A 25,648-nucleotide genomic window follows, 5' to 3' on the forward strand; every position below is an offset into this window, starting at 1 on the left:
TGTCAGCCTCCCAGGTATGCTCGTCGGATTTCGTCCATGGCGCGCAGCTCCTCCGTCGGTCCGGTGAGCACGCTGCGACCGGTCTCGAGGACGGTCGCCGAGTCGACGAGCGAGAATGCGAGGTTCGCGTTCTGTTCGACGACCAGCATGGCGATGCCCGACTCCTCGCGCAGGCGGCGGATCGCCTGGTAGACGTTCTTCGCGGTGCTGGGGGCCAGGCCGAGTGAGGCTTCGTCGAGCAGCAGCAGGCGGGGCTTGGCCATGAAGGCGCGCGCCACGGCGAGCATCTGCTGCTCACCTCCGGAGAGCGCGGACCCGTTCGACTTCACCCGCTCTCGCAGCTGCGGGAAGAGCTCGAGGCAGTAGTCGATGTCGCGGGTGATGCCCGCTTTGTCCTTGCGCAGGTAGGCGCCGACGCGGAGGTTGTCGCGCACCGACAGGTCCCCCAGGGTGCCGCGCCCCTCCGGGACGTGAGCGATGCCGAGCGCTGCGACCTGGTCGGGGCGCAGCCCGCGGATGTCCCTGCCGTCGAATCGGATCGACCCGCCCGCACGCACCACGCCGGTGATCGCGCGCAGCGTCGTCGTCTTCCCGGCCCCGTTGGCTCCGAGCACGCCGACGGCTCCGCCCTCCGGGACCGACAGTGACACGCCGTCGAGCACCTGCACCGAGGCATAGGAGGCGGTGACGTCCTCGAGCTCAAGAAGCGGCATCGGCTTCGTCCTTTCCGATGTAGGCCTCGATGACACGGGGATCCGACTGCGCCTCGGCGGCGGTGCCCTCCATCAGCTTCGCCCCGTGATCGAGGACCACGACCCGATCGGTCAGCGCCGCGATGAGTCCCATGTGATGCTCGACGATGATGATCGTGACGTCGGACTCGGCCCGCAGTCGGCGCACCGTGTCGATGAGCTGCTCGACCTCGGAGTGCGGCAGACCCGCGGCGGGCTCATCGAGCAGCAGCAGGCCCGGCCGCATCATCAGGGCACGGCACAGCTCGACGCCCTTGTGCAGTCCGTGTGAGAGCTCGTCAGCACGACGCTGAGCGGCCCAGCCGAGTCCGTTCTCCTCGAGCAGCCGCAGCGCCTCGCCACGCAGCTCCTTCTCGGCGCGGACCACGTGCGGCAGTCTCAGCGACCAGGCGACAGGGCCGCCGCGCAGTCGGGTGTGGGCACCGAGCATCACGTTCTCGAGCACGGTCTCGCGCAGCTGCAGCGCCGGATGCTGGAAGGTGCGGGCGAGGCCGAACGAGGCCATGTGCGAGGGCCTCGACCCGCGCACCTCGGTGCCGTCGATCCGGATCGAGCCCGAGCTCGGGCGGTAGTGACCGCTGATGCAGTTGAACAGGGAGGTCTTCCCCGCGCCATTGGGGCCCACCAGCCCGAAGACCGATCCCGGTTCGACGTCGAAGCTCACGTCGCGCAGCACCTTGACGCCCCCGAAATGGAGGTTCACTCCCTGCAAAGTCACACGAGCTGCCATAGCCCTGCTCTTCCTGTTCATCATCTTCGATACAACGGGTGCTTCGGTCCCGCGCCAGGCAGTTCTGACACTAGGAACCTTCGCAGAAAGTGTCAACAATTTCTTGGTCAAAGTTGCCGACAAGTTAGCTGCGTTAGATCATTATCCACACAGGACATACGTGCCTGACCACAACCTTTCCATTCAACGGAAATCGCAGAGGAGGCGTGCCGTGACTCGCTTCAGCATTCTCGGCCTCGGGGAGGCGGGCCTGGGCTACGCCTCCGGTCTCGCCGCGGCCGGTGGGGATGTGGTCGGATTCGACCCGTTCGTCACCGCCGAGGCGAGGGCCGGGTCGCTGACCCAGGCGCTCGATCTGGCGGAGGCGCTCGAGGATGCGGACGTCGTGCTGTCGCTGACCGGGGGCCGGGACGCGGTCGGGATCGCGCGACAGGCGATGCCGCTCCTTGCCGAGGGCACGGTCTTCGCCGACCTCAACACCGCGTCCGTCGACGTCAAACAGGAGATCGCGAGCATCGCCGCGAAGCACGGCGTGGGCATGGTCGACGGGGCGGTCCTCGCACCGGTGCCCCGAGCGGGCCATCGCACTCCGCTCGCGGCGAGCGGACCCGGCGCCGCACGGTTCGCGCGCCTGGTCGCCCCGTTCGGCGTCCCGGTCGATGTCGTCGGCGACGAGGCCGGGACCGCGGCGCGGCTCAAGCTCCTGCGCAGCGTGTTCATGAAGGGCCTCGGCGCCCTCGTCGTCGAGGCCCTCGGCGCAGCCGCGGCCATGGACGCCGAGTCCTGGCTGCACGATCAGATCACCGCCGAGCTCGGGCCCGGCGGGCCGGCGCTCGTCGAGCGGCTGGTCTCGGGCACTCGCCTGCACGCTCAGCGCCGCGAGCACGAGGTCCGCGACGCGCTCGCGGCGCTCGAGGCAACCGGACGGCCGACCGACATGACGCGCGCCGCCCTGACCTGGTTCGAGCGCATCAACGACGGATGGGCGGTCTGAGGCCCGGCCCGCGGTTCGCGGTCTGCGGTTCGGTGTTCGCGCTGCGTGCGAGGGCAGCTCTCGCGGGCGAACCGCGCTGTGTGCGAGGGCAGCTCTCGGCGTGCGCGATTCGCGCTACGTGCGACGGTAGCTCTCGCGGGCGAACCGGGAGTACGGTGCCGGCGCCACTCTCGCACGCACACGCACCTGCCGGTGGCGTTCGACGGACGGCTTGGCCGTGTTCGGGTCCTCGCCCCACAGCACCTCCACCTCGGTGCCGGGCTCGGCATAGTCGGGCTCGACGCTCGCCAGCGACAGGAAAATCTGCTCATTCACGCTGTAGCCCACGTCGTGGGACAGACCGACGGCGTCGTCGCCGCAGCGCACGAGGTCGACCTGATGCTGGCCATAGCGGGCCTTCGGGAACTCGAGGAACTTCGCCGGCAGGCCGTCTTCGTACGCGGAACGCTGGATCGCCGCGACGTCCTCGGGATCCCAGACGAGCGACACCTTGACCCGATGCGCCCCAGCGGCGCGGCGCTCGAGCGCGGCTCTGCCGATGAAGTCATGGTCGAACCTGATCGTGCGACCGTAGCCGAGTTCGTACGGGGAGAGATAGTAGTCCTCGATGTCCTCGGATTCGAACGAGCCGGCCAGCGACCCGAGGCGGGCCGCCGGCAGCCAGGCGAGATACTCCTCGCTCCCCCGTCCCGTGTATATCGCGGGAAGCGGCGACGGCACCCACGCCGATTCGAGGTTCGCCGAGGAGTAGGCGCGCGAACCGACGAGCGTCAGCCCGAATTCGTCCCCCGCCTCGAGCAGCGCCTCCCGCACCCGCTCCCCCTCGACCCAGGGTCCGAACAGCTCGAAGCCGGGCATGCCCGCCATCCCGTGCCGGAGCGAACGGACGGTGACCCCGGCGATCTCGAAGGTCTCCATTCCGAAGAACCGCGTCTCGGGCGCGGGGCGGCCCGTCACCCTCTCGAGCAGCGGCAGGGCGTTCGGTCCCTGCAGTTCGTACCGATAGACCTTCGGATTCCCACCGCCGGCCGCCGCCCGCGCGATCGAGTTCGGGTCGCGGTCGAAGCTCACGTCATATCCACCGGTCTCACCGTGGTACTGCACCCAGTCGAGCACCATGTGCCAGCCGACGAGGTCGTACTCGTCATCCGCCGCTCCGGCCGCACCGCTGAGATGGAACAGGATCGCGTCGCCGACGAGATGACCCTCGTGGTTGACGGCGATGAATTGCTTCGCGGCGTTCGCAGGGAAGCGGGCGAAGCTGTTGACACCGGTGTCGCTGAGCAGGCGCGCGGCGTCGCGACCGCGGATGAAAAGGTCGCTCATGTGGTGGGACTGGTCGAGCAGCGCCACGGACTCTCGCCAGGCGCGCTGTTCCTCGATCCAGTTCGTGAACTCCGGCCGGACCGGGAACTGCGTCGGCAGGGCCTGCGCATTCCTCAGGTAGGAGACCGGTCCTCCGGCTGCGGCGATCGCCTCGGCGGCCGACTGCGACGTCATCACAGCTCACCGGTGGTGCGCCAGCCGCCCTGGTACTCCCGGCGCGCCGTCTCGGCGTACGGCACGGGGCTGACGATCGCCCGGACGGCGAGCTGCTCGTGCGGCTCGACGGTGGTCTTGTCGGAGCCGCCGTCGGGTTCGCCCCACATCACGCGCACCTCGGCGCCGATGGGCACATCGCGATCGACCGTCGCCAGCGACAGTCCGCGCTTCTCGTTGGCCGTGACGCCAGTGAACAGCGACAGACCGACGGTGCTGCCGTCGGCGTCGATCACGGCGTCGAAGTTCGAGGAGCCGTAGTTCGCGTTCGGTAGGTCGAAGAACTGGTAGCCGGGACCGTCGCGGTCGATGACGGTGGTGAGCAGCTTCGCCAGGTCCTCGTCGTTCCACGCGAGAGTGACCTTCTTGCGGCTTCGCTCGGCGTCGACCTGCTCGAGGGCGTCGCGGCCGATGAAATCGTGGTCGAACTTCACGAATGAGCCGTACCCGAGCTCCCAGGGGTTGAGGTAGTAGTCCTCGATGTCCTCGGAGACGAATGATCCCGCGATCGCGTTGATCGCCTCGTAGCTGTCGATCCCGAGCCACTCGCGGTAGCCGCGTTCGGCCTCGCTCGAATAGATCGCCGGCAGCGGTGAGGGGATCCAGCCCGACTCCAGCGTGTTCGAGGAGTAGGCGCGGGACCCGCAGGGCTCGATGCCGAATTCGGCGCCGGCGGTGAGAATCGCGTCGCGGATCCTGCCGTGCTGGTCGTAGGGAGCCCAGAGCTCGAGCCCCGGAGCGCCCGCCATGCCGTGACGCAGGGTGCGCACGGTTTCGCCGGCGACGTCGATGGTGCCCATGCGGAAGAACCTGACCTGCTCGACCGGAGCGCCGTTGAGCTTCTCGATGACCTCCCAGGCCCGGGGACCTTGGATCTGGAAGCGGCAGTACTCGCGGTGCACGGCCGCTCCGTAGGGACGGGAGGGGGACCGATCGTCATAGAGCACCTCGACGTCGTAGCCGCCCGTCTCGGCATGGAACTGCAGCCAGTTCGCGCCGGGGGCGCGACCGACGTAGACGTACTCGTCGTCGGCCTCGTGAAAGAGGATCCCGTCGCCGATGACGCCGCCGTTCGACGCGACCGGCACGAACTGCTTCGCCTGACCGACCGGGAAGTTCGCGAACGAGTTGATGCCCGTGTCGCTGAGCAGTCTGAGCGCGTCGGGGCCCTTGAGGAAGAGGTTGACCATGTGATGGGTCTGATCGAACAGCACAGCGGTCTCCCGCCACGCCTTCTGCTCGCGCCGCCAGTTGCTGAACTCGGCCGGCACGACCGGATAGATGTAGGTGCCAAGCTTGGAATTGCGGAGCATGTCGACGACGCTGCCGCGCTCGTCGATCAGTTCTTGCAGGTTCTTCGGCATCAGGGTCTCGACTTCCTTGTCTGGTGATGGTCGGCATCACGCTCTCCGGCCGTTGCAGGGCAGGACACCCCACCGCGGCTTCCCTATGTCCATAGTGTGTTCAGGTGACAACATTGTCAACAAAAATGTTGACGGGCTGTGGCGACTGTGCTTCTCTGATAATGATCGAGAGGACCGAACATGACAGCTGTGACCCCGTCTCTCCTTGTCGTCAGCGCCCACGCCGGCGACTTCGTCTGGCGCGCCGGCGGCGCGATCGCGGCGGCCGCCCAACGGGACGAACGGGCCACCGTCGTCTGCCTCTCCTACGGCGAGCGCGGCGAATCCGCCAGCCAGTGGCTCGCGGGCAGAACGCTCGACGAGATCAAGGAGATCCGCCGTGGCGAGGCCGAGGCCGCCGCGGCCGCACTGGGCGCCGACATCGAGTTCCTCGACCTCGGCGACTACCCGCTCGTCGAGAGCCAGGAAGCGGTGCAGCGGCTCATCGACGTCTACCGGCGGACCCAGCCGACGACGGTGCTGACCCACCCCCTTGCCGACCCGTACAACGGCGACCATCCCGCCGCGGCCCGCATGGCGCTGCAGGCCCGCGTGCTCGCCCAGGCCATCGGGGTCGCGAACTCCGACGGCACGTACCCCGCCGAGGACGAGATCATCGGCGCCCCGCCGGTGTTCTTCTTCGAACCCCACCAGCCCGAACAGTGCGACTTCAAACCGAACGTGCTGCTCGACATCACCGAGGCCTTCGATCGCAAACGCGCGGCCATGGAGTGCCTGCCCGCCCAGAAGCACATGTGGGAGTACTACACGCAGCTCGCCATCCGCCGCGGGGTCCAGGTCAGACGCAATGCCGGGCCCAACCTCGGCCTGCCCCACCGGACGCTGGGCGAGGCGTACATGCGCCACTTCCCGCAGGTCACCGGGGTGCTGCGATGAGCGGGTCAGGACAGCGGGATGCCCCGGTGAGCCGCGCAGGCCAGCGGGATGCCGCGGTGGGCCGCACTGCAACGGCGGGCCCGGCTGCCCCTTCGATCAGGCCGGGCCCGACCGGCATCGTCGTCACCGACATCGCCCGCGCCGACGCCGAAGTCGTCTCGGCCCTGGGCGAGCACGGCGTCGCGACGGTGCACGAGGCGCTCGGTCGCGAGGGCCTCGTCGGGCGCGCGATCACGCCGATCCAGCGGGGAGCGAGGATCGCCGGATCCGCCGTCACCGTGCTGTGCTGGCCCGGCGACAACTTGATGATCCACGCCGCCGTCGAGCAGTGCCGTGAGGGTGACGTGCTCGTCGTCACCACGGCTTCCCCCTCGTTCGACGGCGCCTTCGGCGACCTGTTCGCGACCGCGCTGAAGGCCCGCGGGGTGCGGGGGCTGGTCACGACCACCGGGGTGCGCGACACCGCGGACCTGCGCGAGATGGGCTTCCCGGCCTGGTCGGGATGCGTGCACGCGCAGGGCACGGTCAAGGCCACCTCCGGTTCGGTCAACGTACCAGTCCTCGTCGACGGCGCCCTGGTGAGTCCGGGCGACGTGATCGTCGCCGACGACGACGGCGTGGTGTGCGTGCCCCGCGAACGGGCCCCGGCAGCACTCGCGGCGGCCGACCGACGCGTCGCGAGGGAGAAGGCCGACCGCGAGGCCTACCTCGGCGGCGAGCTCAGCCTCGACCGCAAGAGACTGCGCGGTCTGCTCGACGAGCTCGGAGTGCGCTGGATGACGCAGGCCGAGTATGAGGGACGCGACCGGCGATGACCGGCCCGGCCGACCCCGCGATCGACGGCCTGCCCTGCATGCTCATGCGCGGCGGAACGTCGAAGGGGGCGTACTTCCTCGCGGAGGACCTGCCGCCCGACCGGGAATCGGTCGCGGACCTGATGCTGCGCGTCATGGGCAGCCCCGACGCCCGCCAGATCGACGGCCTCGGCGGGGCGCATCCGCTCACGAGCAAGGTCGCGATCGTCTCGCGATCCCAGGAGCCCGGTGTCGACGTCGACTACCGCTTCCTGCAGGTGGGGGTCGACACGAGCGTCGTCGCCGACGCGCAGACCTGCGGCAACCTGCTCGCGGGGGTCGGCCCCTTCGCCGTCGAGCGGGGACTCGTGGACTGCGGGGAGGAGCGGACATCCGTCGTGATCCGCCTCGTCAACACCGGCGACACCGCGACCGCCACATTTCCCACCCGAGGCGGCCGTGTCGTGTATGACGGCGAGCAGTCGATCGACGGTGTGCCCGGGACGGCCGCCCCGGTCGAGATCGAGATGGGCGGCGATCCCGCTCCCCTGCTGCCGACCGGACACGCGGTCGACGTCATCGAGGACCACCGCGCCACTCTCGTCGACTGCGGCATGCCGGTCGTCATGCTCGACGCGGCCGAGTTCGGACTCACGGGCGACGAGGAACCGGCCGAGCTCGAGGCTAACACCGAACTCTCCGCCCGGATCGAGGCGATCCGCCTGCACGCCGGACCCCTGATGGGGCTCGGGGACGTCGCGGCCGAGACCGTTCCCAAGATGATCCTCGTCTCCCCGCCGCGCCATGGAGGCGCCGTGGCGGTTCGCGCATTCATCCCGCACCGGGTGCACAGCTCGATCGGGGTGCTGATGGCCGCCTCGGTCGCCGCCGGGGTGCGCATCCCCTCCGCCGTCGGCAGCTCCTTCGCCGAGGTCTCCGCGGACCGTCGGGTGCCGCTCGAGCATCCGAGCGGCGTCTTCGAGGCCCTCGTCGAGGTCGAGGAGCGTCCCGGTGTCGGCTTCGTCGCCTCGTACTCCGCCAATCTGCGCACCGCGCGCAAGATCTTCGACGGTCTCGTGTTCCCGAGGCCGCGCCGATGATCCCCAGCCACCTCCATCCGCTGTCAGAGAGGACCGCACCATGACCGACCACACCTCGTTCGACGTCGCCCACCTCGCCAACGTCGAGCTGCTCACCCCGAAGTTCGAGGAGAGCCTCTGGTTCTTCCGCGACCTGCTCGCCATGCGGGTCGTCGAACAGTCCGACGGTGTCGCCTACCTGCGCACCTGGGACGACTACGAGCTGTACACGATCAAGCTCACCGCCTCCGCTGCCGCAGGGGTGGGTCGCACCTCCTTCCGAGCGGCCAGCCAGGAGGCGCTGGAGCGCCGCGTCGCCGCGATCGAGTCTCTCGGCCTCGGCGAGGGCTGGGTCGACGGCGAGGTCGGCACCGGTCCGACCTTCATGTTCCGCGACCCCGACGGGCACTCGATGGGGATCTACTACGAGACCGAGCGCTACGTCGCCGGTGACGAGGATCGGCCCGCGCTGAAGAACCAGGCCTCGGCCTTCCCCGGTCGCGGCGTCAATGCCCGCAGGCTCGACCACATCAACTATCTCGGCAAGGACGTCGAGGCCAACGGTGAATTCCTCATCGCTGCCCTCGGAATGCGCGAGAGCGAGCGGATCCGGCTCGACTCCGGCAGGTTCGCAGCGTGGTGGTTCCACTTCGGCCTCAAGTCCTACGACGTCGTCTACAGCGACGACTGGAAGAAGCACGGCAACCGCCTCCACCACATCGCGTTCGCGCCCGACACCCGCGAGGACATCCTCAAGGCCGCCGACATCTTCCTGGAGAACGGGATCTACATCGAGTCGGGCCCGCACAAGCACGCGATCAACCAGACGTTCTTCCTCTATGTCTGGGAGCCAGGGGGCAACCGCATCGAGTTCGCGAACGCCGGCGCCCGCCTCCTCCTCGACCCCGACCAGCCGGTCGTCGAGTGGAGCGAGGAGGAACGCAAGAAGGGCCAGGCCTGGGGAATGAAGACCATCGAGAGCTTCCACACCCACGGCACCCCGGTGGTGTAGGCGCGGTCCCGCAGCGGCGGGACCGGGGGTGCGCGCTCGTGGGCGAGGTCGCCGGTGGGCGCTCGGGCGCGCGACCGCCGGTGGGCGCTTCCCTACGCGGCGGTCAGGCGCATGGGCAGCGACTCGAAGCCGCGCAGGGTGTTGTTCAGGTGCCTGCGCACGGGACCCGCGGATTCGAGCGCCGTGACCCGATCGAGGAGCGCGTCGAGCACCGAGACCGCCTCGAGCCGCGCGATGTGCTGGCCGACGCACTGGTGGATCCCCATGCCGAATCCGACGTGCCCCGAGGGATCGCGATCGAGGTCGAAGGCGTGCGGATCCTGCCAGCGCCGCCGGTCACGGTTCGCCGCGCCCAGGAACATCAGCACCTTCTCATCGGCGGGAATCCTCACCCCCGCGATCTCGACGGTCTGCGTGGTCGTGCGGAAGAAGGTCTGCACGGGCGACTCGAGGCGCACCGCCTCCTCGAAGACACGCGGCAGCAGCGAGCGGTCCTCGCGCACACGCCGCCAGTCCTCAGGACGGTCGGCCATCATGTGCAGCACCGAGGCGATGCCCGTCACCGTCGTGTCGACGCCGGCCGTGAGCAGGGAGCGGACGACGAGCGGGGCCTGCTCCGTGGTGATGTCGCCCCGATCCGCGGCGGCCCAGATCTGCGCGCCGATGCCGTGGGAGGACAGGCTCTCGCGTCTGCACTGCTCGCCGATCCATGCCATGGTGGGGCCGATCGTCTCCTGAGCCTGGGTGACGAGGCGGTTCTGCGGGCCGAACGCATTGAACGCGAAATCACCGTAGGGCAGCAGGTGCTCGCGCCCCTCCTGACCGATGCCGATCGCATCGGGGAAGACGCGCAGCGGGAACACCTCGGCGAGGTCGGTCACGGCGTCGAACTCGCGTCCGCGTGAGAGCAGCTCGTCGACGACGTCACGCGCATCGGACCGCCACTGCGCCTCGAGCGCCCGCAGCCGGCGCGGTGACAGGAGCTTCGCGAGCACAGAGCGAGGGGCATCGTGGCGCGGCGGATCCGCTTCGAGAAGGACGCTCGGCGGACGCCAGGGCTTCTCCCTCCTGAAGTTGGCCAGTCCCACCCCCGCGGCCGACTGGAGTCCCTGCCAGTCGATGAGCGCGCGGTGCACGTCGTCGTAGCGCGCGACGGCGTACACGCGGTGGCTGTCGAGGTAGGTCACGGGCGCGGTCTCGCGCAGGCGCTCGTGGAACGGCAGCGGGTCGGTGAGGAACTCCTCGCTGAAGGGGTCGATGTCGAGATGCGGCACGGTGGCCGACGGTGCCGCCGACGTCGCGGCGGGTGACGGGGTGGTGGTCATGGTGGTCTCCGTGGGTTCTCAGATGCCGAGCACGAGGCGCGGGTCGCGGCTGCGCGAGACGCACGGGAACATGCAGTCCCCGAGCGCCCGCTCATGGTCGTCGAGCAGGGAGTCCCGGTGGTCGGGGTTGCCCTCGAGCACGTCGGTCTCGCAGGTTCCGCACACCCCCTTGGCGCAAGAGGTGATGATGTCGACGCCGGCTCTGCGCAATGCGTCGACGACGCTCTCGGACTCGCCGACCTGCGCCGACACTCCGCTGCGCGAGGCGATCACCTCGAACGCGGCCGGTGTCGGACCGTCGCCGTCCTGGGCGGTGAACCGCTCGACGCGGGGCGGCAGACCGCCCGGCACGGCCCCCCACGCCGCGATCGCGTCGAGCAGGGGGACGGGACCGCAGGCGAACACGCGTACGGCAGGGTCCGTCGGTCGCCAGGACTCGAGGTCGGCGCGGCCGAGCCGGTCCGCGTCGTGAATGGTGACGCGATCCTCGTCTCCCGCGAGCACGGCAAGGCGGTCGAGGGCCGCGAGGCGGCTCGCGCTGCGGCCGAGGTAGAGCAGTCGCCAGGCCACGTCCAGGCGGTTCGCCTGCTCGATCATCGGCAGCAGCGGCGTGATTCCGATGCCACCCGCGATGAAGAGGTACTCCTCGGCGGGGGCGAGGCGGAAGTTGTTGCGGGGGCCGCCGAAGCCGAGCAGGTCTCCCTCCGACACCTCATCGTGCAGCGCGGCTGAGCCTCCCCGGCCGTCCGGTTCGCGCTGGACCATGATCGTGTACTCGCAGGGTTTCCAGCGGTCGCCGCACAGTGAGTACTGGCGGACCATGCCGGCGCCCGCCCCATCGGCGGGGAGGATCAGGTCGATATGGGCCCCCGGCTCCCAGTCGGGCAGGCGACCGCCGTCGGCGGCTTCGAGCGTCAGCGCGACGACGTCGTCGGCGACCGTGCGTCTGCGCGCCAGGCGGAGAGCTGCAGATGTGCGATGGGTCATAGTCTGGAGCCTAGTGACGCCGGTTTCCGCCCACAGATAGAATTCCGTTCAACGGAATCGGCTCGATGGCGAGCCGCTCACTTCGGGAGGGCGATGATGGCCAGAGGTTCTGACGGCGAGTCCGTGCTGCACAAACACCTGCGCGTGCTCGACGCCTTCGAGTCGCAGCGACCGGAGCTGACGCTGTCGGAGATCATCGCGACCACCGGGCTCGCGGCGTCGTCGGCGCATCGCCTGGTGGGTGAGCTCGAACACGAGGGGCTGCTGGAACGCGGCCCCGATCGACGCTACCGACTCGGGATTCGGCTGTGGGAATACGCCTCGCGCACGCCAGGGGCGATCGGCCTGCGGGAGCTCGCGCGGCCCTGGCTTGACGCGGTGCATGTCCGGGTCCGGCAGCACACGCAGCTCGCGGTGCTGCGCGGGCACGAGGTTCTCTTCATCGACCGTCAGTCCACACGTGATGCGGTCATCAACGCGACGCTGATCGGCGGCAGGATTCCGCTTCCGCTGAGCTCCAGCGGAATCGTGCTTCTCGCCCACGCCGAAGCAGAGCTCATCGAACGCGTCATCGCAGCGGGCTGGCCGCGCATGACACCCGATTCGCCCTCCGACGGCGCGGAGCTTCGCAAGCTTCTCAGCCACGCACACGCGCGAGGCTACGCCGTGTGCGACGGTTTCATCCATGAGGAGTCCCGCGGCATCGCTGTTCCTGTGTTCGGTCCCACCAGGGAACCGGTCGCCGCACTCGGTGTGGTCGTCGCCCGCGACGATGGCTCTCCCCTCGGCATCGTCGAGCTGCTCAAGGGCGCCGCCCGCGGCATCTCGCAGGCGTTGGTCTCGACCGAGACCGGAATCCAGTCGCTGCTGACCACCTCCCGTGCCTCGCTCGAGTACTTCGCGCAACTCGACGACGAGCACCAGAGCCTGCACCGCGAGCGCCGGATCGATGCGAGCATGCGCTGACCGCGGGGTTCCCGATCGACGCCGGCATGCTGACCGCGGGGTTCCCGAGCTGAGTGTGACGAATCCGGACCCCGGCGAGGTCGCTGCTCAGCTGGACCGGCGCGTCCAGAAGCCGTGGTGCCCTGCGGCCGCCTTGTCCTCGAGCAACGGGCCGACCACCTCGATCTCCCGCTGTCCGCGGCGATGACCTCACAGCAGGGCAGGTCGAAGGTCGGGTTCTCCGGGTCGTCACCATTCAGGGCCAGCAGGCGAGCTTCCGACAGCGCGGAGACGATCCGACCGATCCCGCTCCAGTACACCGCCGCCGTGCACACGACGCACGGCTCCGCGCTGGTGCAGAGGGTCGCCGAGGCAAGCACCTCCGCACTGAGCATGCGGGCGGTCTCCGCTGCGACGCCCAATTCGGCGTGCTGGGTCGAGTCGCCCTCGGGCGGCATCGAGTTGTTGTCTTCTCCGTCTGCGGCACCTTCGTGTGCACGAGATCGGCAGGGACGGTGACGACACGTTCCGCGTGATTTGAGGAGACGTTGTCGACTACATTGCCAGGCCGCGGAACCTCCAGATTGCGGGGCGGAGCTAGGAATATTCCAGAGCCGGCCCGGACGCACTTCTCCCATTACATCCTGCCCGGCAGCTAATCGAAGAGGGTGTCGGCGATGCCGCGAGCGACGAACCTCGCATGCAGGATCGGCTTTCTGGCCGGGTCGATCGAGGCGGGAGGCCTCCACGCCGGGCGACCGTCCCTGAGCATCACTGTCTCCCAATCCGATTTGTCGAGAAGACGATGATGCGCACCGCAGGCGAGCGTCAGGTTGTTGATGTCGGTATTCCCTCCCTGCGCCCACTCCACCACGTGGTGGGCAACGCACCAACCCGGCGGTGTGTCGCACCCCGGGAACGTACACCCCTGATCACGAGCGGCGAGGATCGCCAGCTGTTTCGCATTCGCGAATCGCTTCTCCGTGCACACTTCGACCGTTCGTGCCTTCTCGCTCATGAGATGGAAGAACACGGTGCCATTGAGTCCCTCTCGGGCGGCTGTGGTGATGGGGAATCGAGTGTCAGCACCCGTCACGGCCTGCCCGGAACCACTGGCGAGATCACTGGCCTTCGCGGTGACGACCAGCGCATATGGAGCGCCGGTGCCGATGCGGTTCATCTCGATCCGCGACACGAGCGTGGCGAATCGGGAGTAGATGCGAGTCCGGATGCTCGGCTGCTGCAGCGTCATGCCGATGCGCGTGCCATCCTCGCGCACCCCGTAACCGGGAACTCCGCGCTCGGCTTCGTCCCCGATCGTCGGGTCCAGCGCATCGTGGCGATCACCGGAGAGGACCGAATCGAATGCTGCGACGACCTCGTCGCGAGCGTCAGTGCGCTCCCGGCTGCTCGTCTCGCCAGCGGCAGCCGGGCCTTCGGAGGGTGCAGTTCCGCCGGCAGGTGAGGAGTCGCCGGCAGGTGAGGTGCCGCCGGCCGGCTTGGTGTCCTCGGTCTCGCCGCCGTTCGTCCCCTCCGCGGGATCGCTGGTGATGCGAGAAGTGAGCAGACCGTGCATGATGCCGCCGGTGACGGGGTCGATGTGCCCCTTGAGCATCCACGATCCGTCCTCGCGAGCCCGCAGGTTGACGAAGTACTCGTCCGGATTCGGGGTGTCGTCGGGCACTTGGCCGTCGGGGTCGATCCAGGCCAGGATCTCGTCGAAGAGGACGCGGATGTCCTGCACTCGCACGGTCGGGGCGTGGGCGACGAGCAGCCGCTCCGCCTCGGCGCGCTGCTCGTCGGTGGCCCACCGCGGCAGCTTCCGCAGGCACTGCGCGATCACTCCCGCCTGAATCGCCGACAGCTGGCCTCCGAGGAGCGCCTCGGACACGACGGGGAACATCGGTTCACGCGACTGGCCGCTGATATCGACCCTCTTCCCGAGAGACTCCGCCAGTTTCACACGTCGGGACGCCTCGCGTCCGCTCACCTGCAGCCGGTCGGCGACGAGAGCCTGGGTGCTCTTGGCGCCGTAGTCCCTCGGTGTACCGCTCCGTTCGAGAACCGAGAGGACGATGACGGACAGCGACTCGACGAGACGGTCGATGGTTTCGATGCCATCGAGCATGGTGACAGCCTCGTCGGGTCCCAGCGGACGGTCGAACGAGTAGAGGGCACCGGCCAGCTTCTGCAGAGCGGCGATGGAATCGGTGATCTCCGGAGCACTCCGTGACAGGTCGTTCCATGCCTCGTCGGACAGGAGCGGACGGGAGCTTGCTTCGGCATCTCCATCCGGAGCCGTCGTTTCGCCCGCAGCTGTCGTTCTGCCAGCCACCGAAGCTGTCGTTTCGCCGGTAGCTGTCGTTGCGCCAGCCACCGAAGCTGTCGTTTCGTCCGCCGCCGCAGGGGTCGTCTCGCGCGCCACCCGGGCGGCTGCCGTGTCTCGCGGCTTCTGCGCTTCGGTCTCACTCGTCACCCGACTCGACGCGTCGCGAGTGCTCCACGGTGAGAAATCGGCCGAGGCCTGAGCCGCTGCCTCCGCCCGCGCGCGGTCGCTCACCTGCTGCCGGGCTCGGATCTCGGCATCGCGTTCGGCACTGATCCGACGAGCCTCCGCCTGCGCGGCCGGATCATCAGCGACGGCCTCCCACAGTGTCCGGCCACCCCACCGCTTGTCCGTGGTGTCCGCTTCTCCGTTGTCCTGCCTCCGCGGGCTCACAGGTCCACTCGGTGCCGGTCGGGCCCCGACAGGACCGACCCCGACCGTCTCGGCGGCGGAGCACGAGGTGGCGCGCCTGCTCCGCCTCGAGTGCTTCCGGTCGGGGGTGAGAGTCATCTTCTCGTTCCGTTCGTCAACGTCCGCGTTGTCGGTCAAGAATCCGTGGTGCCCGCTTGAGCTCAGTCTAGTGGGATTAATCGAATCTGTCTACGTTTTTCTTCTGCTTTCTTCGGTTCGTTTTAGGACTGATCATTCTGATCCACTCGGCATCGCCATACTGTTCTCATCGAAGTTGCTTCGTGCTCTCAGGCTATCGTTCGCCACTGACACAGAACCTCTGGAAGCGAACGAATGGGAGTGCGAACCCGAAGACGGAGGCGCGACACGACCCCGCACACCGCCGAGGTGGTGCTGCCCTCGCGAAACCCGGGTTCACACGTGGGTCGAGCACCACCTCGGCGACAGAGGTCCCCGATTTCCGGCGGCAGAGTTCATTGAGTTCCGACGATGGTGGAGAACGCCGCTCAGCCGGACTCCTATCCAGCCGGGCCGATCGCCGCTCAGCTGGACTGGCGCGTCCAGAAGCCGTGATGCGCCTCGGCGGCCTCGTCCTCGAGCAACGGCCCGACGACCTCGATCTCCCGCTGTCCGCGGGTGATGACCTCGCGGCAGGGCAGGTCGAAGGTCGGGTTCTCGGGATCGTCGCCGGTCAGCGCCAGCAGTCGGGATTCCGAGAGTGCGTAGACGATACGGCCGATCCCGGTCCAGTACACCGCCCCCGTGCACATGACGCACGGCTCCGCGCTGGTGTAGAGGGTCGCCGAGGCGAGCTCCTCCACCGATTGCGTCCGCGCCGCCTCGGCTGCCGCGCTGAGTTCGGCATGCTGAGTCGGGTCTCCCTCGGGAGGCATCGAGTTGTTGCCCTTCGAGGCGAGCACCCTCCCATCGGCGGAGACGACGATCGAGGCGAAGGGATGCCGACCGCGGTTCTTCGCGTCGTCCGCGAGAGCGATCGTCTCGCGGAGACGGGCAAGGTCGTCTGCGGACACCCCGCGGTCGAGCACAGCGTCGCCCGTCCGCTCGGATTCAGGCACGCACTCGGAGTCGGTCACCTCGGCGAGGCCGATCGCCTCGGCGGCTCCGTTCGTTCCGTCGATCGGCATTGCTGAGTTCTGGTGGTCCTTCATGAGCTTCTCTCTGTCGGTTGTGACGCCACTCGACGTGGCAGATGGATGCGAAGACGTGGCTGATGGCTGGGAAGACGTGGCTGGTGGATCGGATGACATGTCCGCCGCATCGGCAGAGTCCTCATCTCGGTCCACGGACCTGTTGATCGCGGCATTGAGCACGACGGCGACGATCGCGCAGAGGAAGATGCCGCTCTCGAGGATGAGAGCCAGCGGTCCGGAGATCTCCTCGAGCAGCTCCGGCATCGCCATCGGGAGGACACCGACGCTGAGGGAGATGGCGACGATGAGCGCATTGTGCGTGCCCTCGTACTTCACCCGCGCGAGCTCCTGGATCCCGGCCGCCGTCGTCATGCCGAACATGACGATCGCGCCACCGCCGAGCACCGACGGCGGGATCGCGGCGACGATCGCCCCTACCTTGGGAACGAGCCCCATGAGGATCATGATCACGCCTGCCGCAGCGACGACGTACCGGCTGCGCACTCGCGTCATGGCGATCAGCCCGGTGTTCTGACTGAAGGCGTTGAGCGGGAAGCCGTTGAAGAGCGCACTGAGCATGGTCGCGAGTCCCTCCCCGCGGAAGGCATTGCCGAGCCTCCGCGGCGAGATCGGGGTCTCCACCATGCGCCCGATCGCGAGCGTATTGCCCGTGGTCTCCGCCATGATGACGATCATCGCCAGAGTCATGATGAGGATCGGCACCAGCGAGAACTGCGGAGGGCCGAATGTCAGGGGCGCCGCGATGCCGATCCATGCCGCGTCCGCCAGACCGCTGAAGTCGCTGAGTCCGATGAGCATCGCCACGACGGTGCCGACCGCCATCCCGACGAGCACTGAGAGGCTGCTCATCAGACCCCTGAACCCGACGTAGACGACGACGGTGACCACGACGGTGAGCAGCCCGACCAGCAGGTGCTCGGGAGCGCCGAACGACTCGCTGCCCACTCCCCCGCCCAACCAGCCTGCCGCGGCGGGCATCAGGGAGATTCCGACAGTCGTGATGAGGCAGCCGATGACCACGCGTGGAAAGAACCGCAGGAGTCGGGAGAACAGCGGAGCCAATCCGATCGCCAGAGCACCGGCCACCATGACCGAGCCGAACACATGGGTGAGCCCGTACTGCTCACCGATCTGCATCATCGGCGCCAGGGCGATGAAGGAGGCTCCCTGGATCAGCGGAAGCCTGGCACCGAAACGCCAGATTCCGAGCGTCTGCAGCAGAGTCGCCAGACCGCCGATGATGAGGTTGCAGTTGATGAGGACGACGATCTGCGACTGCTCGAGGCCGAGTGCACCACCGAGGATGAGCGGAACGGCGACCACTCCTGCGTAGATCACGAGCACGTGCTGGAGGCCCAGGGTGAGCATCGACCGTGCGGGGAGGATCTCATCGACGGGTTCGACCGTCCGGACGCGAGCTTCTTCGACCGCGACTTCCATGTCTCCACCTTTCCATTCGTCAGTTGGGAGCGTGCGCCTGTGGCGACAGCAGCGACACTATGCGGAGTTCTTCGATGGATGAAATGACTTACCATCGATCCATTCGATAGGTTGAACGCATGCGTCTCAGTCTCGAACAGGTCGAGGCCTTCGTCCTCACCGCCAAGCATGGTTCGTTCTCGTCCGCGGCTCGAGCCCTGGGCCGAACCCAGTCGACGATCAGCTCCGCCATCGCCTACTTGGAGATCGCCCTCGGGGTCGAGCTCTTCGACCGCAGCTCACGTCTGCCGACTCTCACCGAGGCGGGCCAGGCCCTGCTGCCCGAGGCCCGCGCGCTCCACGACCGCGCCGTCACCTTCGAACGGCACGGCGATGCTCTGGCCGACAGCGACTCACCGAGCGTGACTCTGGCGATCGGCATCCCGCCGCATCAGATCATGCCCGTCCTCGAGGACTTCTCCGAGACCTTCCCCCACACCGATCTCATCATCAGGAACCCCGACCGCGGAGATGCGAGCGGACTGGTGCTCGCCGACGAGGCGGAGCTCGGGATCGCGTTCCTCCTCCCCGAGTACCCCGACGAGCTCGGCTTCCACCAGATGGGCAAGCTGCTCATGACCCATGTCGCGCACAGGGATCACCCCCTCGCGACGATGGAACGACCGGGCTTCGACGAACTGCGCGGACATCGGCACCTCGCCTACATCACCCATTCGAGCTCGTTGCCGACCAGCGAATACCTGCAGTCGACGCAGACCTGGCACACCGACTCCTACGAGGCCCTCACCTGGCTGGCTCGCTCCGGCCTCGGGTGGGCGACCCTGCCCAGGCAGCTCGTCCTGCCGGAGATCGAATCCGGCGAGCTCGTCGAGCTGCAGCTCGATGCGTACCCGTTCACCGACTGGCTCGTCTCGGTCGACCTCATCTGGCGACGCGGACGGCGCCTCGGTCGTGTCGAGCAATGGCTGCTCGAGCGGCTGCGCGGGCACCGCGTTCATGAAGTCGGCCGTGACGGTCAGGACACGACACGGCTCTCGTGAGTGCGCCGGCTCAGCCGGTCACGGCATGCCCGGCCTTGACGCAGAGCACGGGGCAGTCGGCATCGAGGACGACCCTCTGCACCGTCGAGCCGAGGAGGAACTTCCCCACCGGCGTCCGCCTCCGGGTACCGAGCACGATGAGCTCGGCCCCCACCTCGGCGGCGGCATCGAGGATCTGCTCCGCAGGGTCGGATTCGTTCTGGGACAGCAGCACCCGCCCCGTGACCCCGGCCTCGGACAGGTGCGTGCGCACCGAGGCGACCTCGGCCTCGCCGAGGCGGCGCGGATCGCTGCGTTCGGAGTCGCGCGAGGCGTTGACGACGAGCAGATCCGCGCCGTCCTTGACGGCGAGCGTGATCCCCGAGTCCAGTGCGGCGTGGCCCTCGGGAGAGTTCGTGTAACCCACGACGATGGTCATTGTTCATCCTCTTCTCGGTCGTGCATGTGCTGTGGTCGGATCCGCGCGGATGTCACCCGGCCCTCCCCGTGCTCAGCTGAGCTCTTCGGGATTGCGGAATCTGGTGCTCGCTCCGCGCACCGAGCGGTTCCACATCCAGGTGATCGCCCACAGGATCACTCCGATGCCGATGAGCGCCGCCGCGATCTGGTACTGGATGAGGTCGTCGAGCCTGGCCCACGGACCGACGAGGAAGACGCACGTGACGACGCCGAGCCACGGCAGATAGGTTGGCGCGCGGAAATGGTCGTGGTCGACCGGCTTCCTCCGCAGAACCAGCACGGCGAGGTTGACGGTGGCGAAGACCGCCAGCAGCAGGAGCGACGTGGTGCCGCCCAGAGACGCGACGACCGTCTCCGGCAGGCCGGTGGACACGGCGATGATGAGCGCAAAGGCGATGAGCGTGGTGAAGATGATCGACACCCATGGCGAGCGCCGCTGATCGAGGACCTTGGCGAACACCGGTGGGAGCACGTTCTGCCGTGCCATGCCGTAGAGCAGGCGGCTGGCCATGAGCATGTTGATGAGCGCCGAGTTCGCGACCGCGAACATCGTCATGAAGGGGAAGATCTCGTCGATGGGCAGATTCGGCGCCCCTGCCCTGACGACGTCGAGGAGCGGGGTCTCACTGGCCGTGAGCTGCCCGATGGGCACCGCGGCGACGGCCACGATCGACACCAGCACGTAGATGACGCCGGTGATCGACAGGCCGGTGAGCATGATCCTCGGGAACACCCGGGGCTCCTTGGTCTCCTCGACCATATTCACCGAGTCCTCGAAACCGACCATCGAGAAGAACGCCAGCGACGTCGCCGCGGTGACCGCGAGGAAGATGCTCTTGTCATCCGCGGTCTCGAAGATCATCACCCGGGAGAAGTCGGCGCTGCCCGAGCCGAGGGCGAAGAATCCGACGAGGATGACCAGCAGCAGACCGGTGAGTTCGATCGTCGTGAGGACGACGTTGAACCACACGCTCTCGCTGACTCCGCGGAGATTGATCGCGGCGACGATGGCGAGGAATCCCACCGCGATCCACATCGTCCCCGTCGCGGAGAGCTCCCAGCCGAATCCTTCGACCATGTTCGCCGCGAAGACCGTCGATGCCGTCGACGCCGAGGTGATGCCGGAGCTGAGCACGGCGAACGCGACGAGGAAGGTGATGAAGTGGATGCCGAAGGCCTTGTGCGTGTAGAGCGCGGCACCCGCGGCGTGCGGGTACTTCGTCACCAGCTCCATGTACGAGAAGGCCGTGATGAGAGCGACGGTGAAGGCGAGGATGACCGGCAGCCAGCCGGCACCGCCGACCTGACCGGCCACCTTTCCCGTCAGGGCGTAGACGCCTGTGCCCAGGATGTCGCCGACGATGAAGAGCAGGAGCAGCTTGGGCCCCATCACCCTCTTCAGGGTCTCGGGCTGTCTCTCTGCGGCGGGCTGCGCGGCGGTGGAACTGTCGTTGTGACTCACGATTCCTCCAACTTCACTGTCGGCACGGCGACCGCTGTCTCTCGACCGCCACGGATGGACTGCATCTCTCCATTCAATCTCAGTTCACGGGATATGGAAGACATCTCGGCAGGACTTCTTGAGGGTCAGATCTGGCCGAGGAACGCCGAATAGGAATCCTCGTGCGCCTCGAGCACGCGCATCGCGTTGTCGAATCCGAGCTTGTGCAGATCCTCGTCCGACCAACCCCGCCCCGCCAGTTCGTCGAACAGGACCGGGTACTGACCCGCATCGCCGAGGCCGACCGGCAGCTCGTCGATCCCGCAGATGTCCCCGCCGAGGCCGACGTGGTCGATGCCGATCCTCTCCCGCACGTAATCGCAGTGGTCGGCGACATCGGCCACGGTCACCTCGGGGGCGTTGCCCGACCCGCCCACCTGCTCCCAGTCCCAGCGCTCCCGGGAGACGAACGCGGGCACGAAGGTCATCATCGCCACGCCCCCGTTGTCGGGCAGCCGGTCGAGTGCGTCGTCGGGGATGTTGCGCGGGTGGGGATTGAGGCCATGGGCGCAGGAGTGGCTGAAGATCACCGGCAGGCTGGTGAGGTCAAGAGCCTGGTGCATGACGCTGGAGGCGACATGGGAGAGGTCGACGATCATCCCGATCCGATTCATCTCCGCCACGACATCGCGGCCGAACCCGCTGAGCCCACCGTGCCGCGGCTCGTCGGTCGCGGAGTCCGCCCACGAGTGGGTCGTCGACCAGGTCAGGGTCATGTAGCGCGCTCCGGCGCGGGCATAGGAGCGCAGGACGGCGAGCGAGTCGTCGATCTGCTGTCCGCCTTCGACTCCCATGAGGGAGGCGACCTTGCCGGAATCGCGCACGGCGACCACCTCGGCGGCAGTGCGGGCGAACCGCAGGGTGTCGGGATACGCGGCGATGAAGCGGTTGACCGTGTCGATCTGCTCCCACGTCGCCCTGATCGCCTCGGCCCCGGTGATGTCGGAGTGGACGTAGACGGACCAGTACTGCGCGGCCACGCGGCCCCGCCTGAGCTGGTCCATGGTGGTGAACGGGGAGACGGTCGGGTCGCCCAGCCCGACCACGCTGGAGTCGCGCTCCTCACGCAGCCACCAGGCGAGGTCGTTGTGCCCGTCGAAGACGTCGAAAGCCATGAGTGCAGGCTACCGGAGTCGCTCGCCCGTGGGACACGCCGCGGCGGAGGCCGTGTGGACACGCCGCGGCGGAGGCCGTGTGGGCGCGGCGCGGCAAGAGACTTCAGCGGAACACGGTCCGGCAGGAGCCGGCGGTGGAACACGGCGCGGCCCAAGCCGCGTTTCACTTCACGTCTTTCAGCAGATCTCTATTGACTTTCGATAGATCATGATCAACAATCAATGCATGAGCCATCTCTCCATCCTCGCCCTGCGAGCTCTCGTCCTCGTCATCGGCGTCGCCGCCGTCATCGTTCAGGCCGCCCTGCTCTTCCCTGTCTTCACGCAGACCCTGGCCCAGGAGCAGGATCTCACGTTCCTCCCCGTGCCGATCGTCGTCCTCGGCGTCGCTCTGGCCGCGTGCGTGGAAGCGGCCCTCATCGCGGTGTGGGTGCTGCTCTCGATGGTCCGCCGCGATGCGATCTTCACCTCGCGCGCCTTCCGCTGGGTCGACGTCATCATCGGTGCAGGGATCGTCGCCACCCTCCTCGTCTGCGGGTTCGGGATCCCCGTCATCGGCGTGGGCGTCCGTGACGACGCGCCGGGCCTCATCGCGATCGTGGGCGGCCTCGTCGTCGCCGGCGTCGCGTTCGTCCTCCTCATGATCGTCATGCGCGGACTGCTCCGCAGCGCGACGGCCATGCAGACCGAACTCTCCGAGGTGGTGTGATGCCGATCGTCGTCCGCCTCGATGTGGAACTGGCCCGGCGCAAGATGAGCGTGGGCGAATTCGCCGAGCGCGTCGGCCTGACCCCGGCCAATGTCGCTGTGCTCAAGAACGGACGGGCGAAGGCGGTGCGCTTCTCCACCCTCGACGCGATCTGCCGGACTCTCGACTGCCAGCCGGGCGACATCCTCGAATGGGTCGACGATGCCGGCGAGGACGACCGCGCTTCGGGGAACCCACGCAGCGACGGCCACAAGGATTCGAGCGAGGGTGACCATGCCGGCTTCGGGGGATGACGAGACTCCGGCGACCGCAGCGCGGAGCCGCTCCCTGTCCGCCGATGTGCTCGTCGTCGGGGCCGGACTGGCCGGACTGACGACCGCGCGGCTGCTCGCCGAGCGCGGCCACCGCGTGCTGGTCGTCGAGCGGCATTCGACCCTGGTCACCACGGTGCGGACCACCGGGATCTTCGTCCGCCGCACCCTTGATGACTTCCCGCTGCCCGAGGAGTGCCTGGGCCCGCCGATCCGCAGGGTGCGACTCTATCCTCCCGGGCTCGAACACCCGGTGACCCTCGACAGCGACCGCGACGAGTTCCGGGTGGGAGACATGGGACCGCTGTATGCGGCGTCCGCCAGGTCGGCTGCCGCAGCCGGAGTCCGCATCCTCCTCGGCACGCGGTATTCCGGCCGGCGAGGCGACGCCTGGACCGCGACCGGTCCTGATGGTCCGCTGCTCATCACAGCCGCGTTCGTCGTCGGCGCCGACGGCGCACGATCCCGGGTCGCCCGTGACCTCGGCCTCGACCGCAACCGCCATCTCCTCATCGGCGCCGAGGAGGTCTTCGCGATCCCCCGCGGAGTCCAGCCGCCGACGTTCCACTGCGTGCTCGACCCGACGCTCGCTCCCGGTTACCTCGCATGGGTGGTCAACGACGGAGAGCACGCGCATGTCGGCGTGGCCGGCTACTCGCATCGCTTCCCCACCGGGATCCAGAGCGCCCTGCGCCGGTTCGCCGCCTCCGCCCCGGGGCTCGACGGCGTTCCGCGTCCCGACGACGTCGAGCGGCGGGCGGGCCCGATCCCCGTCGGCGGCGTCCTGCGCCGCATCGCCGGACCCTCGGGTCTGCTGGTCGGCGATGCGGCAGGGGCCGTGTCGCCGCTGACCGCCGGCGGTCTCGATCCGTGCCTGCGGATGTCGGACCACGCCGCCGAGGTGATCGACGAGGTTCTCCGCGGTCGCCTCGGCGCCCTCGATCACTACGACGGTGCGGCGCTGCGGAAGCGGTTCCGCGGACGTCTGACGATGCGTCGTGCGCTGGCCCAGGTGCGCACCTCGGCGATGGCGAACGCCGCCTTCACCGCCCTGCGCACTCCCCCGGGCCAAGCGGCGGCGAAGCGGATCCTCTTCGGCGACAGGTCCTTCCCCGACCCGAGGTGACCCCGCGGTTCCTGTCGTTCCCACCCCTCAACGCACCTGACGGCGGCTCGGATACCTCGCGTGAGGTATCCGAGCCGCCGTCAGTGTGCCGGTGGAGTGCGGTTCCGCCGGAAGCCCGCCGGAACCTCAGGCCCAGGGTCGTGACAGACCCGGGCGGAGGCCTGTGCCCGACCGTCAGGCCAGGGCGGACTCCAGGGCCTCTTCGATGATGTCGAAGGCCTCGTTGAGCAGCTCGTCGGAGATCGTCAGCGGCGGCAGGAAGCGCAGCACGTTGCCGAAGGTTCCGGTCGAGAGGACGAGCACACCGTTCTTCGCACAGTGGTCGACGATCTTCTTGACGAGCTCGGGGTTCGGCTCGATCGAGTCGCGCTGGACGAACTCGGCGGCGACCATGGCGCCCCGACCGCGGACATCTCCGACCTCGGGGAACTTCGCCTGGAGCTTGACCAGCCGGTCGGTGATGATCTCGCCGATGTGCGTGGCGTTCTCGAGCAGACCGTCGTTCTCGAACGCGTCGATGGCGCCCAGCGCCGCGGCGCACGCGGTGGGGTTGCCGCCGTAGGTGCCGCCGAGGCGACCCGGACCGACCGAGTCCATGATCTCCTTGCGACCGGTCACGGCCGACAGCGGGAGACCGCCGGCGATGCCCTTGGCCGTCGTGATGAGGTCGGGGACGATGCCCTCCCACTCGGAGGCGAACATCTTGCCGGTGCGGGCGAAGCCGGCCTGCACCTCGTCGGCGACGAAGACGATGCCATTCTCGCGGGCGAACTCGACGAGCGCGGGCAGGAAGCCCTCGGCCGGGACGATGAAGCCGCCCTCACCCTGGATGGGCTCGATGACGATCGCGGCGACATGCTCGGAGCCGATCTGCTTCTCGATCATCGTGATGACGCGCTTGGCGGCGTCCTCACCGCTGACCTTGGTGCCGGCCGCGTCGTTGTCGCGGAACGGGTAGGACATGGGGGCGCGGTAGACCTCACCCGCGAACGGGCCGAAGCCGGCCTTGTAGGGGTGGGCCTTCGCGGTCATCGCCATCGTCAGGTTGGTCCGACCGTGGTAGGCGTGGTCGAAGACGACGACGGCGTCACGGCCGGTGTGCGCACGGGCGATCTTCACCGCGTTCTCCACCGCCTCGGCGCCGGAGTTGAGCAGCACGGTCCGCTTCTCGTGGTCGCCCGGGGTCAGGCGGTTGAGCGCCTCGGCGACCTCGACGTAGCTCTCGTAGGGGTTGACCATGAAGCACGTGTGGGTGAACGCCTCGAGCTGCTCGGTGGCGGCCTTGACGACCTTCGGGTTCGAGTTGCCCGCGGTGGTCACGGCGATGCCGGATCCCAGGTCGATGATCTGGTTGCCGTCGGCGTCCTTGAGGATCCCGCCTCCGGCCGCGACGACGTAGGCGGGCAGGCTGGAACCGACGCCGGTCGCGACGGCAGCAGTGCGACGCGACTCGAGCTCCCGGGACTTGGGTCCGGGGATCTCGGTGACGACCTTACGTTCCTGCGGCAGAGCTTCGCCGCCAATTTCCAATGCTGTCATACGGGGAAGAATAGGCCCTCGCAACGGTTTTTGTCACTCTGG

At 68.2% G+C, this 25,648-nt stretch carries 22 protein-coding genes and 1 pseudogene; 10 read left to right on the forward strand and 13 right to left on the reverse strand.

Features of this window, described 5'->3' with window-relative positions:
• Positions 1-2: 2 nt before the first annotated feature.
• Together DFO65_RS07460 and DFO65_RS07465 are read right to left on the reverse strand one after the other, a co-directional pair.
• Positions 3-713 carry an ABC transporter ATP-binding protein gene (locus DFO65_RS07460; protein ID WP_113903790.1) on the reverse strand — a complete coding sequence of 237 codons (711 nt, stop codon included), beginning with the start codon at positions 711-713 and terminating at the stop codon, positions 3-5.
• Entirely contained in the window at positions 700-1,455 is a 756-nt protein-coding gene (locus tag DFO65_RS07465; protein ID WP_245940531.1) for an ABC transporter ATP-binding protein, read from the reverse strand. The genes DFO65_RS07460 and DFO65_RS07465 overlap by 14 nt, the downstream gene beginning before the upstream one ends.
• Positions 1,456-1,693: 238 nt before the next feature.
• Between DFO65_RS07465 and DFO65_RS07470 the strand changes: the two genes are divergently transcribed.
• Entirely contained in the window at positions 1,694-2,476 is a 783-nt protein-coding gene (locus DFO65_RS07470) for an NAD(P)-dependent oxidoreductase (RefSeq protein WP_181778661.1), read from the forward strand.
• Between the two features lie 114 nt (positions 2,477-2,590).
• Here the strand turns inward: DFO65_RS07470 and DFO65_RS07475 are convergent, their stop codons facing one another.
• Together DFO65_RS07475 and ligM are read right to left on the reverse strand one after the other, a co-directional pair.
• Positions 2,591-3,976 (reverse strand): aminomethyltransferase family protein, encoded by a 1,386-nt coding sequence (locus tag DFO65_RS07475; RefSeq protein WP_113903793.1) that lies wholly within the window; start codon positions 3,974-3,976, stop codon positions 2,591-2,593.
• Positions 3,976-5,379, reverse strand: coding sequence for a vanillate/3-O-methylgallate O-demethylase (ligM, locus tag DFO65_RS07480; RefSeq protein WP_220151250.1), 1,404 nt, complete (start codon positions 5,377-5,379; stop codon positions 3,976-3,978). Before ligM ends, DFO65_RS07475 begins: the two co-directional genes overlap by 1 nt.
• A 180-nt stretch (positions 5,380-5,559) precedes the next feature.
• Here ligM and DFO65_RS07485 point away from each other — a divergent pair, with 180 nt between their 5' ends.
• The 4 genes from DFO65_RS07485 to DFO65_RS07500 are packed head-to-tail and all read left to right on the forward strand — an operon-like array spanning position 5,560 to position 9,200.
• Complete coding sequence (locus DFO65_RS07485; RefSeq protein ID WP_113903795.1) at positions 5,560-6,315, forward strand: PIG-L deacetylase family protein; 756 nt, start codon at positions 5,560-5,562, stop codon at positions 6,313-6,315.
• Positions 6,312-7,130, forward strand: a complete 819-nt coding sequence (locus tag DFO65_RS07490) for a 4-carboxy-4-hydroxy-2-oxoadipate aldolase/oxaloacetate decarboxylase (RefSeq protein ID WP_113903796.1) — start codon at positions 6,312-6,314, stop codon at positions 7,128-7,130. Before DFO65_RS07485 ends, DFO65_RS07490 begins: the two co-directional genes overlap by 4 nt.
• Entirely contained in the window at positions 7,127-8,209 is a 1,083-nt protein-coding gene (locus DFO65_RS07495) for a 4-oxalomesaconate tautomerase (RefSeq protein WP_113903797.1), read from the forward strand. The genes DFO65_RS07490 and DFO65_RS07495 overlap by 4 nt, the downstream gene beginning before the upstream one ends.
• A 40-nt stretch (positions 8,210-8,249) precedes the next feature.
• Positions 8,250-9,200 (forward strand): VOC family protein, encoded by a 951-nt coding sequence (locus DFO65_RS07500; RefSeq protein ID WP_113903798.1) that lies wholly within the window; start codon positions 8,250-8,252, stop codon positions 9,198-9,200.
• Positions 9,201-9,292: 92 nt separating this feature from the next.
• Here DFO65_RS07500 and DFO65_RS07505 read toward each other — a convergent pair whose 3' ends face one another.
• Both DFO65_RS07505 and DFO65_RS07510 read right to left on the reverse strand, forming a co-directional pair.
• Complete coding sequence (locus DFO65_RS07505) at positions 9,293-10,525, reverse strand: cytochrome P450 (RefSeq protein WP_113903799.1); 1,233 nt, start codon at positions 10,523-10,525, stop codon at positions 9,293-9,295.
• 18 nt (positions 10,526-10,543) lie between these two features.
• Positions 10,544-11,512 carry a PDR/VanB family oxidoreductase gene (locus DFO65_RS07510; protein ID WP_113903800.1) on the reverse strand — a complete coding sequence of 323 codons (969 nt, stop codon included), beginning with the start codon at positions 11,510-11,512 and terminating at the stop codon, positions 10,544-10,546.
• A gap of 96 nt (positions 11,513-11,608) precedes the next feature.
• Between DFO65_RS07510 and DFO65_RS07515 the strand changes: the two genes are divergently transcribed.
• Positions 11,609-12,478 carry an IclR family transcriptional regulator gene (locus DFO65_RS07515; protein ID WP_181778662.1) on the forward strand — a complete coding sequence of 290 codons (870 nt, stop codon included), beginning with the start codon at positions 11,609-11,611 and terminating at the stop codon, positions 12,476-12,478.
• A 278-nt stretch (positions 12,479-12,756) separates the two neighbouring features.
• Here DFO65_RS07515 and DFO65_RS17450 read toward each other — a convergent pair.
• The 3 genes and pseudogenes from DFO65_RS17450 to DFO65_RS07530 all read right to left on the reverse strand — a co-directional run.
• Positions 12,757-13,095: pseudogene (locus DFO65_RS17450) on the reverse strand (cytidine/deoxycytidylate deaminase family protein); the annotation flags it as partial.
• A 17-nt stretch (positions 13,096-13,112) separates the two neighbouring features.
• Positions 13,113-14,792, reverse strand: coding sequence for an HNH endonuclease signature motif containing protein (locus tag DFO65_RS17170; RefSeq protein WP_220151251.1), 1,680 nt, complete (start codon positions 14,790-14,792; stop codon positions 13,113-13,115).
• A 944-nt stretch (positions 14,793-15,736) separates the two neighbouring features.
• Positions 15,737-17,806 (reverse strand): solute carrier family 23 protein, encoded by a 2,070-nt coding sequence (locus DFO65_RS07530; protein ID WP_113903801.1) that lies wholly within the window; start codon positions 17,804-17,806, stop codon positions 15,737-15,739.
• A gap of 119 nt (positions 17,807-17,925) precedes the next feature.
• On the opposite strand from DFO65_RS07530, the gene DFO65_RS07535 reads away from it, so the two are divergent.
• Entirely contained in the window at positions 17,926-18,846 is a 921-nt protein-coding gene (locus DFO65_RS07535) for a LysR family transcriptional regulator (RefSeq protein WP_113903802.1), read from the forward strand.
• Positions 18,847-18,856: 10 nt separating this feature from the next.
• Here DFO65_RS07535 and DFO65_RS07540 read toward each other — a convergent pair whose 3' ends face one another.
• The 3 genes from DFO65_RS07540 to DFO65_RS07550 form a co-directional block, all read right to left on the reverse strand.
• Entirely contained in the window at positions 18,857-19,264 is a 408-nt protein-coding gene (locus DFO65_RS07540; RefSeq protein ID WP_113903803.1) for a universal stress protein, read from the reverse strand.
• A 72-nt stretch (positions 19,265-19,336) separates the two neighbouring features.
• A complete protein-coding gene (locus tag DFO65_RS07545) occupies positions 19,337-20,767 on the reverse strand; it encodes an APC family permease (protein WP_245940532.1) in 1,431 nt (476 codons plus the stop codon).
• A gap of 125 nt (positions 20,768-20,892) precedes the next feature.
• A complete protein-coding gene (locus DFO65_RS07550) occupies positions 20,893-21,921 on the reverse strand; it encodes a dipeptidase (protein WP_113903804.1) in 1,029 nt (342 codons plus the stop codon).
• Between the two features lie 226 nt (positions 21,922-22,147).
• Between DFO65_RS07550 and DFO65_RS07555 the strand changes: the two genes are divergently transcribed.
• From DFO65_RS07555 to DFO65_RS07565, 3 genes are read left to right on the forward strand one after another with little or no spacing between them, the layout of a single operon-like run.
• Complete coding sequence (locus DFO65_RS07555; RefSeq protein ID WP_181778663.1) at positions 22,148-22,630, forward strand: DUF2975 domain-containing protein; 483 nt, start codon at positions 22,148-22,150, stop codon at positions 22,628-22,630.
• Positions 22,630-22,923 (forward strand): helix-turn-helix domain-containing protein, encoded by a 294-nt coding sequence (locus DFO65_RS07560; RefSeq protein ID WP_113903806.1) that lies wholly within the window; start codon positions 22,630-22,632, stop codon positions 22,921-22,923. Before DFO65_RS07555 ends, DFO65_RS07560 begins: the two co-directional genes overlap by 1 nt.
• A complete protein-coding gene (locus tag DFO65_RS07565; RefSeq protein ID WP_181778671.1) occupies positions 22,904-24,067 on the forward strand; it encodes an NAD(P)/FAD-dependent oxidoreductase in 1,164 nt (387 codons plus the stop codon). The genes DFO65_RS07560 and DFO65_RS07565 overlap by 20 nt, the downstream gene beginning before the upstream one ends.
• A gap of 174 nt (positions 24,068-24,241) precedes the next feature.
• Here the strand turns inward: DFO65_RS07565 and gabT are convergent, their stop codons facing one another.
• Positions 24,242-25,606: a 4-aminobutyrate--2-oxoglutarate transaminase gene (gabT, locus tag DFO65_RS07570; protein ID WP_181778664.1), complete on the reverse strand. Its 1,365-nt coding sequence runs from the start codon at positions 25,604-25,606 to the stop codon at positions 24,242-24,244.
• Positions 25,607-25,648 lie beyond the last annotated feature (42 nt).

The sequence above is a fragment of the Brevibacterium sanguinis genome (assembly GCF_003315415.1).
GTDB lineage: Bacteria > Actinomycetota > Actinomycetes > Actinomycetales > Brevibacteriaceae > Brevibacterium > Brevibacterium celere_A.

Excerpts from the sequence above, each read along its gene's own strand:
- DFO65_RS07460 (WP_113903790.1), bottom strand. The coding sequence starts at position 713 with ATGCCGCTTCTTGAGCTCGAGGACGTCACCGCCTCCTATGCCTCGGTG.
- DFO65_RS07475 (WP_113903793.1), bottom strand. The coding sequence starts at position 3,976 with ATGACGTCGCAGTCGGCCGCCGAGGCGATCGCCGCAGCCGGAGGACCG.
- ligM (WP_220151250.1), bottom strand. The coding sequence starts at position 5,379 with ATGCCGAAGAACCTGCAAGAACTGATCGACGAGCGCGGCAGCGTCGTC.
- DFO65_RS07485 (WP_113903795.1), top strand. The coding sequence starts at position 5,560 with ATGACAGCTGTGACCCCGTCTCTCCTTGTCGTCAGCGCCCACGCCGGC.
- DFO65_RS07490 (WP_113903796.1), top strand. The coding sequence starts at position 6,312 with ATGAGCGGGTCAGGACAGCGGGATGCCCCGGTGAGCCGCGCAGGCCAG.
- DFO65_RS07495 (WP_113903797.1), top strand. The coding sequence starts at position 7,127 with ATGACCGGCCCGGCCGACCCCGCGATCGACGGCCTGCCCTGCATGCTC.
- DFO65_RS07500 (WP_113903798.1), top strand. The coding sequence starts at position 8,250 with ATGACCGACCACACCTCGTTCGACGTCGCCCACCTCGCCAACGTCGAG.
- DFO65_RS07505 (WP_113903799.1), bottom strand. The coding sequence starts at position 10,525 with ATGACCACCACCCCGTCACCCGCCGCGACGTCGGCGGCACCGTCGGCC.
- DFO65_RS07510 (WP_113903800.1), bottom strand. The coding sequence starts at position 11,512 with ATGACCCATCGCACATCTGCAGCTCTCCGCCTGGCGCGCAGACGCACG.
- DFO65_RS07515 (WP_181778662.1), top strand. The coding sequence starts at position 11,609 with ATGGCCAGAGGTTCTGACGGCGAGTCCGTGCTGCACAAACACCTGCGC.
- DFO65_RS07530 (WP_113903801.1), bottom strand. The coding sequence starts at position 17,806 with ATGGAAGTCGCGGTCGAAGAAGCTCGCGTCCGGACGGTCGAACCCGTC.
- DFO65_RS07535 (WP_113903802.1), top strand. The coding sequence starts at position 17,926 with ATGCGTCTCAGTCTCGAACAGGTCGAGGCCTTCGTCCTCACCGCCAAG.
- DFO65_RS07540 (WP_113903803.1), bottom strand. The coding sequence starts at position 19,264 with ATGACCATCGTCGTGGGTTACACGAACTCTCCCGAGGGCCACGCCGCA.
- DFO65_RS07550 (WP_113903804.1), bottom strand. The coding sequence starts at position 21,921 with ATGGCTTTCGACGTCTTCGACGGGCACAACGACCTCGCCTGGTGGCTG.
- DFO65_RS07555 (WP_181778663.1), top strand. The coding sequence starts at position 22,148 with ATGAGCCATCTCTCCATCCTCGCCCTGCGAGCTCTCGTCCTCGTCATC.
- DFO65_RS07560 (WP_113903806.1), top strand. The coding sequence starts at position 22,630 with ATGCCGATCGTCGTCCGCCTCGATGTGGAACTGGCCCGGCGCAAGATG.
- DFO65_RS07565 (WP_181778671.1), top strand. The coding sequence starts at position 22,904 with ATGCCGGCTTCGGGGGATGACGAGACTCCGGCGACCGCAGCGCGGAGC.
- gabT (WP_181778664.1), bottom strand. The coding sequence starts at position 25,606 with ATGACAGCATTGGAAATTGGCGGCGAAGCTCTGCCGCAGGAACGTAAG.